Source organism: Halobacillus halophilus DSM 2266 (assembly GCF_000284515.1).
GTDB lineage: Bacteria > Bacillota > Bacilli > Bacillales > Halobacillaceae > Halobacillus > Halobacillus halophilus.
Window position 1 is genome coordinate 359,932 of sequence record NC_017668.1, and the last position, 12,792, is coordinate 372,723.

Consider the following 12,792-nt stretch of genomic DNA (forward strand, 5'->3'; position numbering starts at 1 on the left):
GTTTTTCTTATGGGTAAAAAAGTTCACTATCCCGAAGAAGTAAAAAAGAAAGTAGTTCAATTAAAATTAGAAGGGAATCACACGAATCAAGAGTTGATGGACATGTTTGGAATTAAGAATAAGTCCCAGATTAAAACGTGGATGAAATGGTTTAGAAATGGGGAAAACCACCGGTTTGCTCAGCCTATAGGGAAACAATATTCTCACGGGAAAGGGCCGGAAGACGAGGATGAAATGACCCAACTGAAGAAAAAGATTGCCTATTATGATATGAGAGAAGAACTGTTGGAAAAGTACCAGGAAATCGAAAGGAAGTGGTTCCAGAAGTATTCATCCAAATCGTAGAAACATTTAAGCACAAGTATCCTGTGAAAGATATTTGTGAATGCTTTGGTATAGCTAAAGCCACCTATTATCGCTGGCGGGGAAAGTCATGGGGACCGTCGGTCCTGGAGAAGAAGATCATTGAGCTATGTGAAGATCTAAAATTTAGAGTGGGACACCGTATGGTCCGTGACCTCTTACGTAAGGAATACCAAATCAAACTCAATCGAAATACCGTTCAAAAAATCATGCAGAAATACCATATTCAATGTCGCGTAAAACCAAAGAGACAGTGTTATATCGCAGGGGAAAGTAAGATTGTGGTACCGAATTATTTAGAGAGAAACTTTACGTCTACGAGACCTAATGAAAAATGGGTAACAGATATTACCTATCTTCCTTACGGAGAGAAAATGTTATATTTATCAACGATTATGGACTTATACAACAACGAAATCCTCGCGTACACGATCAGTGATAAACAAGATACGTCCTTCGTATTAGATACGTTGAGGAAAGCTTGCGAAGGACGTGACGTCTATGAAGTGATCCTTCATAGCGATCAAGGTTCGCAGTACACGTCCTATGAATTTCAAGAAGAGGCCAAAAAAAGAGGCATTATCACAAGCATGTCCCGACGGGGGAACTGCTTTGATAATGCCGTCATCGAATCCTTCCACTCCACGATAAAATCGGAAGAATTCAGTCCTCTGGACCGAGGAAAAATAGATCATCATACCGTACGCTCAAAAATCGATACGTACATGTATTACTACAATTATTGTCGACCTTTTCAAAAACTAAACTGCCAAACTCCAATTGAATTCAGAGTAATGGCAGCCTAGGTGTTTTATTGAGTCTTATTTTACTGTGGCACTCCAATTCCATGTGGACGTTTTATATAAAGGGGGGAACCTGTATTGTCAAAACGATTGTTATTAGTAGGAGCAGGACATGCTCATCTAGAGGTGATCCGAAGACTGAAAAGCGAAGCATGGGTAAATGTTGAAGTGTGTCTCATTTCTTCCTCGAGGTATCAATATTACTCTGGAATGTTTTCTGGATTCACAGAAGGTCTGTACTCGCTTGAAGATACACGAGTTTCTTTGGAAAAGATTACGAGAGAAGCACGTATTCATTTCATTGAAAAAACCGTTGTCAGTTTGCGACCGAAACAGAAAAAAGTAATTTGCCATGATGGTTCCGTCTATCCGTTTGATGTTGTAAGTTTTGATATTGGCTCCCAAAGTTTACCCAAGGCTTTTGAACATACGGTGGCACGCACCATCAAGCCAAATTATGAATTCATTTCTCAAATTGAAGAAATTCGTAATACCACTCATCCTTTAATTGTAGGGGGAGGAGCTGCGGGAACGGAACTTGCTCTTTCGATCCAAACTTATAAAGAGAAAAACCAAATTCCGGGACAAGTTAAGCTGGTAACTGCTGAGAAGGTCATGAATGGATTTCCGAAAATAGTTTCCACCCGGCTTAAGTCATTACTTATTAAAAAAGGGGTGCAAGTGTGGGAGGACGAAAGTGTAGAGGAGATTCATGATCATTACATTGTAACGAACTCCGGAAATAAGATTCGGCATACTAGTGTCCTTTGGTTGGGCGGAGCTTCAGCCGAGCCTATCTTTAAACGGTCTGGAGTCGAAGTAGATGAGAAAGGATTTGCGCTGGTCAGGGACACCCTGCAGTTTCAAGAGTATGATTATATTTTTGGATCAGGCGACTGCATAACCTTGACTGCGTATCCTGAGCTTCAGAAAAGCGGTGTCTATGCTGTTAAACAAGGCCCTGTGTTATGGAACAATTTGAGCCAATTCTTGTCTGGTCAACCGCTCCAAGAGTATGACCCTCAAAAAAATGCCCTCTATATCTTATCAACAGGAAAACAGCAAGGATTTATGGTCTATGGTCCGCTGAGTCATCACAGCCGGCAGGCTTGGAAGTTAAAAAATAAAATAGACAGAGATTTTATGGCTAAATATAAATAAGCGCCTCCATAAAGGAGACGCTTATTTACTATATTTTCAGCCAGCTTCTCACTTTATTCCGGAATAGAAAAGTCAGAGCAAAGATCAAAGCAAATACAGTCAAGGCGATGAAAATCAATTGGCGGTCTCCACTCGCCAGACTAGTACCAACTAAGCTGTAAGCAAACGTTCCGGGAAGCATTCCAAAAATGGTAGCAATGATAAAGGGTCGCAGCTTTACGCGTGTAACGCCTGCCAAGTAACTTAAGATGTCAAATCCTACAATAGGGATGAGCCTTAAAACGAACACATACAAGAAACCCCGTTCCTTCATTCGGTAATATATCTTTTCAGACCATTTGGATTCTTGGAATTTCAAAACCGAATCTCCAAAGAACCGTCCCATTACGTAACCAGTAATACCAGCCGCAGTAGCTCCTATCACAATATATAACATACCTGGCCATAAACCATACGCAAAAGCAGCAGCTAGAGAGAGAATGGATGTTGGAAACACCACAATCGGACCTATCGCGTATAAACCCATAAATAGAAGCGGTCCATAAAAACCGAAAGAAAGGATGAAGCTGCGAATGCTATCCGCTGTAACATCAAATTGCTGCCGTATAAACCAGGCAATAACAAGAAATGCGATGACAAACAAGAGGGCCCGTGTGAGGCTTTTCCACTTCATAAGGATGAGCCCCCAAATGTCCGGATACTCGATTCTTTAATGTATAGAGTGACTTCTTCACTGGATACATGTTCCTGGAGAGGAAGAGAAACCTTATGATCCAAGCCCTCTAAAAATATATGACCGACCGCCTGACCGTTCTGGAAGGTAATGTGCTGGAGGACCCCATCATAGGAGCGCACGTCTTGTTCATTAAAAGGATCGAGAGAGCATTCCTTTAGTGGAACATAGTGTTGTTCATCAATGATCAAATGACCTCCTAAAAAATCGGCAACAAATGAATTAGCCGGGTGTTTATGAATCACTTCGGCTTTGTCGATTTGCTGGAACGTCCCTTCATGAAAGAGCGCCAGCCGGTCCCCCATAATCATCGCTTCCTCGGTATCGTGAGTTACGAAGACTCCTGTTATGGATTGATCAACTAAAAAGTCTCTCACCCAGTATCTGATCTGATGACGCAGCTTAGGATCAAGACTGCTGAAAGGTTCATCAAATAAAATGATTTCCGGCTCTGTGGCCATAGCCCGGGCTAAAGCCACCCGTTGCTGCTGGCCCCCGGAAATTTCAGATGGGAAGTAATTTTTGAAGCGATCTAACCCAGTTGATTTAAGCAATTCAGAAATTTTGTTGTTATTCTTTTTGCCCGCCAGTTTTGCTCCATAAGCGATATTTTCCTGAACGGTCATATGCGGAAATAACAAAGGCTGTTGAAACACGAGGCTGATATCCCGTCGATTAGCTTTTTGGAAAGTAATCTCTTTCCCATACATATGAATGCTCCCTTGAGATGGAGATTCCAAACCAGCCAGTATGCGCAACAACGTTGTCTTTCCACTTCCTGATGGTCCTACGATGCTGAGAATTTCTCCTTTTTTTAGTTGAAAGGCCAGGCTAGACAGGATGAAATCTTGATTAAATTTTTTACTGAGGTGCTGAACGTCCAGTGTGTGGCTCATCTTGTATTCCTCCAGGGCTTTCTAGAATAGGGAAGAAGGAGAATTAAACCTTCTACAATGATGTACATAGCGAGTGGAATTATAGCAAACCAGACAGCAAAAGCAGCCATCACCGATGTATTAGCTGTATCAAGGAATGGAAAGAAAATCATGGGCAGTGTAACGATCTTGCCACCCCCGATAATAGATGTAATCGCATATTGACTTAGACTGATAACGATTGTTAAAAATGTGACACTGCGGATCGCAGGTTTCATTAAAGGAAGTTCTACAGTGAACAATTGCTGCAGCGGTGCGGCTCCAAGAACGATGGGCTGTTCCAGCATACGATTCCCAAGCTGAGCATACGAATTGTGAAAAATTCGAATGCTGTATGGAATGGTAGGAACCAGGTGGATAAGAATAACGCCGAGGACTGTATCAGCCAGCCCTGCTTGAATCATGAACAAATGAAGGCCCATAGCAACCGCAAGCACAGGAATTAAAACAGGAGACAGAAAGAAGGCTTCCAGAAGCGGTTTTCCTTTAAAGGAAAGTGTCGACAGCGCTTTTCCTGCAGCGATTCCCACTGCTATATTCAGGATAAGAACCCCGGCTCCGACTACAATCGACCAGAGAGTAGCTTCGAGAAGGTTAGCTGCTGACCATAGCACCTGAAAACTTTCCAGTTGAAAATGAAATGTTTCTCCAGACTGGAAACGCCAGGGAGAACTGATACTCTGTAAAAGAAGCAGCAGGACGGGCATTATAAATAATAAGAGAGCTAACATTAAAAAGGTAAGTTTCTTTAGATTCATACAGATCGTCCTCTCATAGCTCGCCAGCGCTTTTTCTGAAGGATAGAGAACCCAGCAGCGGAAAAAGCAAGAATGAGTAGACTCAGACTGACCATCGCCGCAAAAGCCATGGGACGATCTTCCCATCCGCTTCCATAAAACCATTCATAGCTGAGTACAGATATCATCTCTGGAAAGGTCGTTCCCATTAAAGCTGGAACTTCATAGGCAGAAATTGTAAAAGAGAAAACAATCAATGCAGTTTCGATTAATACAGGGAAAATAGCAGGCCACTCGATTGCTGTGAACTGTCTGTACTTACTCCCGCCAAGGGTTTTCACTAGGTCGTAGTATTCTGGTTTAATGGAGCCGTACACCGGCAGGAGCATAAGAATCACAAAAGGAACTTCCTTCCATACATACGTAACGATAATACCAATCCCTTGCGGATCCCTCGTCCATATGGGGAATGCGCTGCTGTTCGGGATCACTCCTGCTTCTACAAGCAATTGCGCAGCAAGCCCGGTTTCCGATAGCAGCAGGATAATCATGTAGCCCCAAACAAAGTGAGGGAACAGCATCGGAAGCCACACGAGAAGACGCGGGACGTGATGTTCCAAGTAGGGATAAAAGGACCGGGTGATTAGGACTCCGATGATTAAGGATATAATCGTTGCGATCAAGGTTGTTCGGATACTGAACCAAATCGAAGAAAGGAAGCGGCTGGATTCCAATAAATTACTGTAATAGTCAAACGTCCATCCGTCTCCTCCCGACAAACTCTGAACAATGGCCGCAAAAAAACCATATAAAGGAAGAATAAGAAATAAAAAGGCCGGGATTAACAGATAGACAGATTTATTGCTGAACAACTTCATTAAACCACTGATCCTTAATCCATTCTACATACCCCGCTTCTGATTCTGGAAGGAAGCTTTCCTCAAGCTTTTCCTGGCTTGGTACGCTCTTCCCTCGTTCTACGGATTCAAATTTTTCGCGCATATTTTCGGATAGCTTATCCAGACTGATGGGAGTATTCTCTCCCCAATAATCCGGCTTTAACTTAGCCAACTGTGCTTCTGGAGAAAGCATGAAATTGATAACGGTTAGAGCTCCTTCAGGTTCAGGGCTGTTAAAGGGAATTGAAAGGAAGTGTGTATTTCCGATAGAACCGGGCTCCATAATAAAGGACCGGGTGGTTTCGGGGAAGACCCCTTCCTCTATAAGTGATTCTGCACGAGCTTCGTTGTACCCCATCGTCATCCATACTTCACCCTGGCTGTATAATCGGTCCAGCTCAGTTAAGGTGTTCGGATAGTGATCACCCTTCCTCCATAGATCGGATTCCATCTCTTCTAAATAACGCCAGGTCTGGTCAGCTGTTGCTGCTATCCTTTCTTCATCTAGAGACTGTTCATAAATAGCAGAAGGGTTCTCAGCTTTCGCGTATAACACATGTCGCAGAAAGGCGTTTCCTGTAAAGTCTTCCGCGTTTGGATAGGTGAATTTACCTGGATTTTGCTCGACCCAGCTTTTCAGCTCTTCAAATGATGAAGGAGGGGTTTCGAGTTTGGACTGGTCGTAATGAAAAACAAACTGTACTTTCCCCCACGGAGCTTCCATTCCATCGGTCGATGCACCGAAGTCCGTCTGAAAAGCAGGATCATCGGTATCGTAATATTCTTGAAAGTTAGGAAGTTCATTTACGAAAGAGCCTGCAAGTAGATCGTTTTCTTTAGCATTTTTAAAATTTTCACCGTTTAGCCAAATGATATCAATGGTCCCTTCCGACTTACCAGCCTGCTTTTCGGTTTGCAGCTTTTGCAGGATTTCACCCGTATCCATAGGAACGCGCTCCAGCTCAATATTATAATTTTCTTTTAGACGAGGTGCGGCCCATTCATCAATGTACTGGTTGATGCCTTCATCGCCGCCCCACATAAACAAGCGAACGGTTGTACCATCTGCAGCACTTTCTATATCTGACCAGGGATTTTCTGTCACTTCAGATAATGCCGTTTCGTTTGATGATGTATTTCCGCATGCGGCTAATAGCGCAGTTAGAATGATACTGAATAGAAGCCATCTTTTTCTCATTGGAATCCCCCTTATCTCCTACACCCTACATTATTTTATAAAAGGTTTCTGTAATCTATCATACAAACAAATCCATCTTAAGGAAACTAAATAACTTATAGATAGCGCATAGGATAGCGGAAGGGAGGGAAAAGAGAGAAGAGAATATGATAAGAGGTGAAATAGAATGCTTTATAAACAGTTTGCAGAACCGGAAGGATGGATTGGTAAAATGACCGGCTGGTTTATGGTTAAGGAAAATGAGAAAAGAAATGAGTGGACGCTTTCTTTCCTGGATATCCAAAAAAATGACAAGGTATTGGAAGTGGGATTTGGTCCAGCTGATGCTCTGAAAAAGATAGCGGAGAAAGAAGGCACTATTTTATACGGAATCGATCCATCGGAATCAATGGTGGAAACAGGGCTTCGCAAGTTGAAAAAGGAGAGGGGACCTGAACAGATATGTATGATGCAGGGGGAGGCTCAAATGTTGGAAGACTTTTATCAGCCCCTTGATAAAATCTATTCCATTAACAACATTTCATTTTGGGAGACGCCTGTAAAGACGTTAAATCATCTGCATTCCTTATTGCGGCCTGGAGGAAGAATAGCCTTAACCCTTTCCCCACACGGCCGTGGTACTAGTGATGAGACGACTGAAGTTATGGGAGGACAGCTTCGCGCACTGCTGGAAGAATCAGGATTTAATCAAATTGAGGTATTTATTAAGCCGACATTCCCCAATGATACCGTCTGCGCCCTTGGATTGAAGAAATAGTACGTTAGGAATAGTTTGTTGCCCAAAAACCTTTAATATAGAAACATTCTCTCCTGCTTATTTTCATTAAGGGGTATGGTAAGCTTTAATTAGAAGGATATGTTGAAGGTTGTGGTTGACTTTTCACAAGAGGCTTATTACGCAATAGGGCCGGATTCTGTAAGACTCAGTTTCGAGATGTTGGGGTAGTCTGTAGGTCCTGCGGGGGACGATTCGCTTTCCGTGGGCATGTGCTGAGCCTCCTCAGTCTTCGACTTCCGGGGTCTCACCGATCATGTTTATCCCACTGGAGTCTTCATCGTCCCCCTCCGGACCTTTGCGATCATGGAGAGCTCGAAATTCTTTCCATAATCGCCTTCCCATGAACGAGCTCCACACTGGTTTTTACGTGTGGGAACCCTGTTATAGAAGCATTTGAGGCAGATGCAGCCTGTCTCCTTTCTCCTAAAGCAGGGTCCGCTCATTAGCTATCGTTCGGGCGGCGAAGGAAACAACGAGACTCCCAGGTTAAAAGCGGAAGCACCTTGGTCAGCGGCGTATGGACTGGACCGAGCTGGCGGAGATAAAGAAAACACGAAGAGCGTAGCGATTCGATGTTGCCTTATCGTACAGAAGTGAGGGAAGTCTCACTAGACGCTAGGTGCTGGAGCTGGATAGCACTCCACGACGTTTAGGCATTAATTTTATTACTCCCTTCTTATGAAGTGTAAGAATGGGAGAAGGGACTAGGGGAGATCCCGCAGGGAGTGAAACGAGCGAGGAAGCTCCTGGTTTTCCGTCCGTTGATGAATGGCTTATGTCTCGAGTGTCTGGGTGATGGAACAAGACGAGTTATTTCCCCACCAGCCTCTTTCACATAGACGGACCCGCTTATCTCGAAAATGAGTCTTACAGAAATGGGAGCTTTACCTTTAAATTAATACGGAAGTTTAACAGAACCAATTAGAAAGGGGACTGATTCGAATGCTTCCATCTTTAAAAAAGGAAGAGAAAGACTACGTGATTGCCAAAGTGCAAGAGTATTTTGAACTTGAAAGAGGCGAGGAGATCGGTGATCTGGCAGCTGATCAGCTTCTACAATTAATGATCGAAGAGCTGGGTCCCTTCTTATATAACAGAGGGATTCAGGATGCACGTCAGATGGTTGAGCAAAAAGTGATGAATTTAGATGAAGATTTGTTGTCCTTAACGAGGCCGGCGGGTCGTCCTAAGCGCTAGCTACATAATGAAACCTCCGTCTTCATCAGGACGGAGGTTTTCTCCTTTGTAAAGTTAAAATACTTTATAGGAAGGGGCAAAATACGAAAAACAAAAACAGGAAAGAAAAGAGAGGAAGTAAAAAAACACAGGAACTTGATATGAGATACAAGTTCCTGTGTTTACACTTACTTTTTTTGAAGTTGAAAAGCTTCAGCTAAAAGTTCGTATGAGCGGAGTCGTTCCTCAAAAGGAGAAACGATCGTATTAATAATAATTTCGTTAACTTGATAGCTCTCTGCCAACTCCTCAATCTCTTGCTTTACTCGTTCAGGAGAACCGACAATCATTCGACTACGATTATCTTGTATTCTTTCCTGCTCAAAAAAAGTATAAGAATGTTGCAGGGCCTCGTCAGGTGTAGGGAAACCAGATCTTCTCGCACCCTGCTCAATCTGTAATAAAGCGAGATCGAGACTGGAAGCTAAATACTCCGCATGTTCATCTGTCTCTGCACATACGACGAAAATCGAGACATTCGCGTCCGGAGCGCTTTGCTGCATGGAAGGGGAAAAGTATTTTTTGTAACGATCCACCACTCTTGTTCCTCCATGGCCATTAATAAAATGGGCAAAAGAATACGAAGCGCCTAGATCTGCAGCCAGCCGGGCGCTTGTCCCACTGGACCCGAGCATCCAGATCGGAGGAGAGGTTTCTCCTTTAGGAGTAGCATATACATTCATGCCTTGGGGATCCTGCCCATGCAAGTATGCCATCAATTCTTCTATTTGAGCCGGGTACCCTTCAATATCAGGAGAGCTGCCCCGGTTTAGAGCTAAGTTTACGTTTGGCATGCCGCCCGGGGCACGTCCTACCCCGAGGTCAATCCTGTTCGGATGTAAGGTTTCCAGCACACGAAAAGATTCTGCAACTTTATAGGCGCTATAATGAGGAAGGAGCACACCGCCTGTCCCTATGCGTATACGTTCGGTACGAGCTGCTAAATGGGCAGCTAAAATAGCGGGTGAGGACCCTGCCAGGCTTTCCGTACTGTGGTGTTCAGCTACCCAGAAACGGTGGTAACCTAATCGGTCTGTCCATTCTGCCAGTTTTGTTGTTTGCTTTAGTGCATCTTGAGAAGTCATCCCGGATAAAATGGGGGATTGATCTAATACACTTAATTTCATCTATAGGTCCACCTTTACTTAAAATTATCATGTATATCGTGCCATGCAGCGATCCAATATGCAACGGATAGGGTCATCATCCATCATTAAAAAGCACCCTTTCCTTCAAGGAATAAGGGTGCTCACCTGATTAAATTAACGAACTAGCAAACCTAGCAATCCATAATTCACAATACTCTCCTGATCTGAATGCCATATTTGTGAAACATTCAACTCCTGAGACTTGAGAGGAGTAAAAAAGGTGGAATTCCTTCTAAACTCGTCTTTTGGCTGATAGGCCACCCACTCGCCAGCTTCCAAGCCTTTTTGTATTTCTACCAGGTTATTTTCTTTAAGCCCTGTTTCTACTTCGTGGCGGTCGATTTTTCCATCTTCATTCATCGTCCACACGTAGGATTTCTTCTCGCTGATGAGGCCATCCTCAAGAGTGGTAACGACCCCGTCAACTTGCTTTGTAATAATCTCTACTTCAGCATGATAACCCGGCAAAATCTTATCATCTACTTCATCCACCGAGACTTCATATGGATACCTGCTGCTTTCGTTGATTTCTACCTCTGCCGGATGATCCTGAATGGTTGAAAGAGATCCATTAAGCTCCATGTTCAGTTCGGGAACGTACATCGTTACCGGCATTTCTGGTTTTACCTCTGGGCGGTGTTCTTCCTTTAAATCTCCTTTAAGGTTCAGATCTGGTGAAGCGAGGGTGATAATGGGTTCGTCCAAATCATTTGAAGTATCCGTGACAGTCCCTGAGAATGGACTGCTCACCGTAATGACCTCTCCATTCTCACGCAGTTGGTTAAGTTGACTTTCCACCATGGCAGCCATGGCTTCTTTTTGAGCCAGGGCAGTTTCTTGCTCGGCAATTTTTTCTTTTTTTAGAAACTCTGTTTCTGCATAGGACGTTTCCATGTCTCTATTACTAGTTTCTCCATTGGCGGGACTGTCTGGGGTGAGGCTCCCAAAATTTGTATTATTTTCCGTGTTCGGGTCGTTCTGTTCTGGTTCGCCCAACTCATTTTCAGGCTCAGGTACAGTGTAGCCCTCTATCTCTTGTATGTAATTTTCGAGAGCCGCTATTTCCTGTTCTAAACGGGTTTGTTTATTCTCAAGCTGCGCTTCCTTACCGGCATAGTCTTCTACTTCATAAGAATAAAGGTCATCGCCTTCCTCAACGGTCTGCCCTTCTTTTGCAACGAATTCATGAAAAGCGCCGGAATCCTGGTTGAAGTAAACAGGAGTGGTTTTAGCAGATGCAAAAACCCCTTCAGAAGACAGGGTGTTCTGCAAGTCCGATGTAGTCGACTCAGACCATTCCTTAATATAGGACTTGCGTTCCACATGGCCCTCCTCGTCAAAGTAAATAAGCAGAGCATTGGCTGCTATGAATGCAATTATTAAGAAACCTAGAATTCTTTTACTATATCTTTTATTTTTCATATACGTTCACACCTTCTGCTTTCTTACCTGAGTAAATAGTGTAAAAACAGGTCATAGTTGGATAGAGCTGCTGTTCCGGTCCACAAAAGCAAGTGCCAAAAGACCACACCTGTCCATATCCACCTTTTTTTTGTAGGGGAGATGCTCGAGATGCAAGTCACCTGGTACCAAATGATAAACAATTGAAAAATGGAAATAGAGCCAAGTAAATAAATAATCCAATCTATATTGGTTATGTAAGAAGTGATAATTCCAAATGAAAAAGGTGAAACATACCAGTCAAGTCCGAAATAAACCATTAGCGGAATCCATAGTACACGCTCAAGAAGCATGATCAAAAGGACATTCATTTGGATAATCAAAAGCTTCTTATAAGAAACATGATTAAACAACCAGAAAAAGAAAGAAGAAATAAATAAGATGAATACATACAACAGAATTCCAAATGCTACACGACCGATTAAGAACCAGGCTTTTCGGAATTCATATTCCACTCTGTTTAAGGTGGTCATCTCATCTGATAGAGGATCAGTCCCAAGACCCATCCAGGATGTCCAAACATAGGTCAAAATGGTTAAACCTAGTAATAAGAATAATAGTTTCCAAACGTTTTTAATTCGTTCCGCTTCCCTCAATTTGAATAAATGATCTTCGCGGCGAATAAACAGTTTCATTAAGTTTACTGAATAAGTCATTCGGTCCATCCTTTATCTTTTTTTGTCTATTCTGTATTTATTTTAACTGAATTTGTCACACCTTGCTATATGATAATTGGAATCATTGGAAAAAATAACAATTTACTATTTCTCTTAATCTAAAGGAAGGCTTGATTATGATTATGATTTTAGTAGAAGTTATTGTTTAATTTTTCATAAGCGGACTATTAAATTATCGGAACGTAAGCTGGAAGCATTCATTTTGAAATAGAGATTTACGGTGAAAGTTCTTCGTGGGACGATTCGCTTTAGCCCTGCAGCATCCAACGTCGAACGACCCATATTAAACTCAGTGTTAGTATGCAATCGGGAGCTAGTATGATAAATCCGTTGGGAAATGATTAGAATTTTAATAAAAGCCCTGAGTAAACTTCCATATTGATTTTAAGTTAAAGCTCCCATTTGTTGAAGACTTGATTACGAGATATTTGTTGAGTGGAAGGTCCTCCGGGGGACGATTTCGCTTTCCGCGGGCATGTGCTGAGTCTCCTCAGGCTTCGCCTTCCGGGGTCTCACCGATCATGTTCATCCCGCAGGAGTCTTCACCGTCCCCCTACGGACCTGGCCAAATTAGAAACTCGAAACCATTTAAGACATCGACTGGTTAATGAGAAAAAAGCATGTGATCATGAGGCTATTTTCATGTTATAACGATGTGAGATA

General features: G+C 42.8%; 12 protein-coding genes. 4 read left to right on the forward strand and 8 right to left on the reverse strand.

From position 1 onward, the window contains the following. Nucleotides 1–9: 9 nt before the first annotated feature. Together HBHAL_RS01855 and HBHAL_RS01860 are read left to right on the forward strand one after the other, a co-directional pair. A protein-coding gene (locus tag HBHAL_RS01855; protein ID WP_087946024.1) for an IS3-like element ISHaha4 family transposase occupies nucleotides 10–1,169 on the forward strand; the annotation gives its coding sequence in 2 pieces (ribosomal slippage) (nucleotides 10–295 and nucleotides 295–1,169; 1,161 coding nt in all). 75 nt (nucleotides 1,170–1,244) lie between these two features. Beyond that, the gene (locus HBHAL_RS01860) at nucleotides 1,245–2,327 is read left to right on the forward strand and encodes an FAD-dependent oxidoreductase (RefSeq protein WP_014641638.1); all 1,083 of its coding nucleotides are present in this window, start codon (nucleotides 1,245–1,247) and stop codon (nucleotides 2,325–2,327) included. Between the two features lie 28 nt (nucleotides 2,328–2,355). On the opposite strand, the gene HBHAL_RS01865 is transcribed toward HBHAL_RS01860, so the two are convergent. Genes HBHAL_RS01865 through HBHAL_RS01885 form a run of 5 tightly spaced genes read right to left on the reverse strand, consistent with a single transcriptional unit; the run spans nucleotide 2,356 to nucleotide 6,829 of the window. Continuing rightward, nucleotides 2,356–3,000 (reverse strand): TVP38/TMEM64 family protein, encoded by a 645-nt coding sequence (locus tag HBHAL_RS01865; protein WP_014641639.1) that lies wholly within the window; start codon nucleotides 2,998–3,000, stop codon nucleotides 2,356–2,358. Then, nucleotides 2,997–3,956: an ABC transporter ATP-binding protein gene (locus HBHAL_RS01870; RefSeq protein ID WP_014641640.1), complete on the reverse strand. Its 960-nt coding sequence runs from the start codon at nucleotides 3,954–3,956 to the stop codon at nucleotides 2,997–2,999. Before HBHAL_RS01870 ends, HBHAL_RS01865 begins: the two co-directional genes overlap by 4 nt. Further along, nucleotides 3,953–4,753 (reverse strand): ABC transporter permease, encoded by an 801-nt coding sequence (locus HBHAL_RS01875; protein WP_014641641.1) that lies wholly within the window; start codon nucleotides 4,751–4,753, stop codon nucleotides 3,953–3,955. Before HBHAL_RS01875 ends, HBHAL_RS01870 begins: the two co-directional genes overlap by 4 nt. Further along, nucleotides 4,750–5,610, reverse strand: coding sequence for an ABC transporter permease (locus tag HBHAL_RS01880; protein ID WP_014641642.1), 861 nt, complete (start codon nucleotides 5,608–5,610; stop codon nucleotides 4,750–4,752). Before HBHAL_RS01880 ends, HBHAL_RS01875 begins: the two co-directional genes overlap by 4 nt. Continuing rightward, entirely contained in the window at nucleotides 5,591–6,829 is a 1,239-nt protein-coding gene (locus tag HBHAL_RS01885) for an ABC transporter substrate-binding protein (RefSeq protein WP_014641643.1), read from the reverse strand. The genes HBHAL_RS01880 and HBHAL_RS01885 overlap by 20 nt, the downstream gene beginning before the upstream one ends. A gap of 166 nt (nucleotides 6,830–6,995) precedes the next feature. Between HBHAL_RS01885 and HBHAL_RS01890 the strand changes: the two genes are divergently transcribed. Then, nucleotides 6,996–7,586 (forward strand): class I SAM-dependent methyltransferase, encoded by a 591-nt coding sequence (locus tag HBHAL_RS01890; protein ID WP_014641644.1) that lies wholly within the window; start codon nucleotides 6,996–6,998, stop codon nucleotides 7,584–7,586. Nucleotides 7,587–8,549: 963 nt separating this feature from the next. Beyond that, nucleotides 8,550–8,804 carry a DUF2164 domain-containing protein gene (locus HBHAL_RS01895; RefSeq protein WP_014641645.1) on the forward strand — a complete coding sequence of 85 codons (255 nt, stop codon included), beginning with the start codon at nucleotides 8,550–8,552 and terminating at the stop codon, nucleotides 8,802–8,804. A 167-nt stretch (nucleotides 8,805–8,971) separates the two neighbouring features. Here HBHAL_RS01895 and HBHAL_RS01900 read toward each other — a convergent pair whose 3' ends face one another. From HBHAL_RS01900 to HBHAL_RS01910, 3 genes are all read right to left on the reverse strand, one after another. Then, nucleotides 8,972–9,970 (reverse strand): LLM class flavin-dependent oxidoreductase, encoded by a 999-nt coding sequence (locus tag HBHAL_RS01900; protein ID WP_014641646.1) that lies wholly within the window; start codon nucleotides 9,968–9,970, stop codon nucleotides 8,972–8,974. 135 nt (nucleotides 9,971–10,105) lie between these two features. Next, nucleotides 10,106–11,413: an efflux RND transporter periplasmic adaptor subunit gene (locus HBHAL_RS01905; protein WP_014641647.1), complete on the reverse strand. Its 1,308-nt coding sequence runs from the start codon at nucleotides 11,411–11,413 to the stop codon at nucleotides 10,106–10,108. A gap of 23 nt (nucleotides 11,414–11,436) precedes the next feature. Next, on the reverse strand, nucleotides 11,437–12,108 hold the full coding sequence (locus HBHAL_RS01910; RefSeq protein WP_014641648.1) for a hypothetical protein: 672 nt from the start codon (nucleotides 12,106–12,108) through the stop codon (nucleotides 11,437–11,439). Nucleotides 12,109–12,792 lie beyond the last annotated feature (684 nt).

Excerpts from the sequence above, each read along its gene's own strand:
- HBHAL_RS01890 (WP_014641644.1), top strand. The coding sequence starts at position 6,996 with ATGCTTTATAAACAGTTTGCAGAACCGGAAGGATGGATTGGTAAAATG.
- HBHAL_RS01900 (WP_014641646.1), bottom strand. The coding sequence starts at position 9,970 with ATGAAATTAAGTGTATTAGATCAATCCCCCATTTTATCCGGGATGACT.
- HBHAL_RS01870 (WP_014641640.1), bottom strand. The coding sequence starts at position 3,956 with ATGAGCCACACACTGGACGTTCAGCACCTCAGTAAAAAATTTAATCAA.
- HBHAL_RS01880 (WP_014641642.1), bottom strand. The coding sequence starts at position 5,610 with ATGAAGTTGTTCAGCAATAAATCTGTCTATCTGTTAATCCCGGCCTTT.
- HBHAL_RS01885 (WP_014641643.1), bottom strand. The coding sequence starts at position 6,829 with ATGAGAAAAAGATGGCTTCTATTCAGTATCATTCTAACTGCGCTATTA.
- HBHAL_RS01895 (WP_014641645.1), top strand. The coding sequence starts at position 8,550 with ATGCTTCCATCTTTAAAAAAGGAAGAGAAAGACTACGTGATTGCCAAA.
- HBHAL_RS01875 (WP_014641641.1), bottom strand. The coding sequence starts at position 4,753 with ATGAATCTAAAGAAACTTACCTTTTTAATGTTAGCTCTCTTATTATTT.
- HBHAL_RS01905 (WP_014641647.1), bottom strand. The coding sequence starts at position 11,413 with ATGAAAAATAAAAGATATAGTAAAAGAATTCTAGGTTTCTTAATAATT.
- HBHAL_RS01865 (WP_014641639.1), bottom strand. The coding sequence starts at position 3,000 with ATGAAGTGGAAAAGCCTCACACGGGCCCTCTTGTTTGTCATCGCATTT.
- HBHAL_RS01910 (WP_014641648.1), bottom strand. The coding sequence starts at position 12,108 with ATGACTTATTCAGTAAACTTAATGAAACTGTTTATTCGCCGCGAAGAT.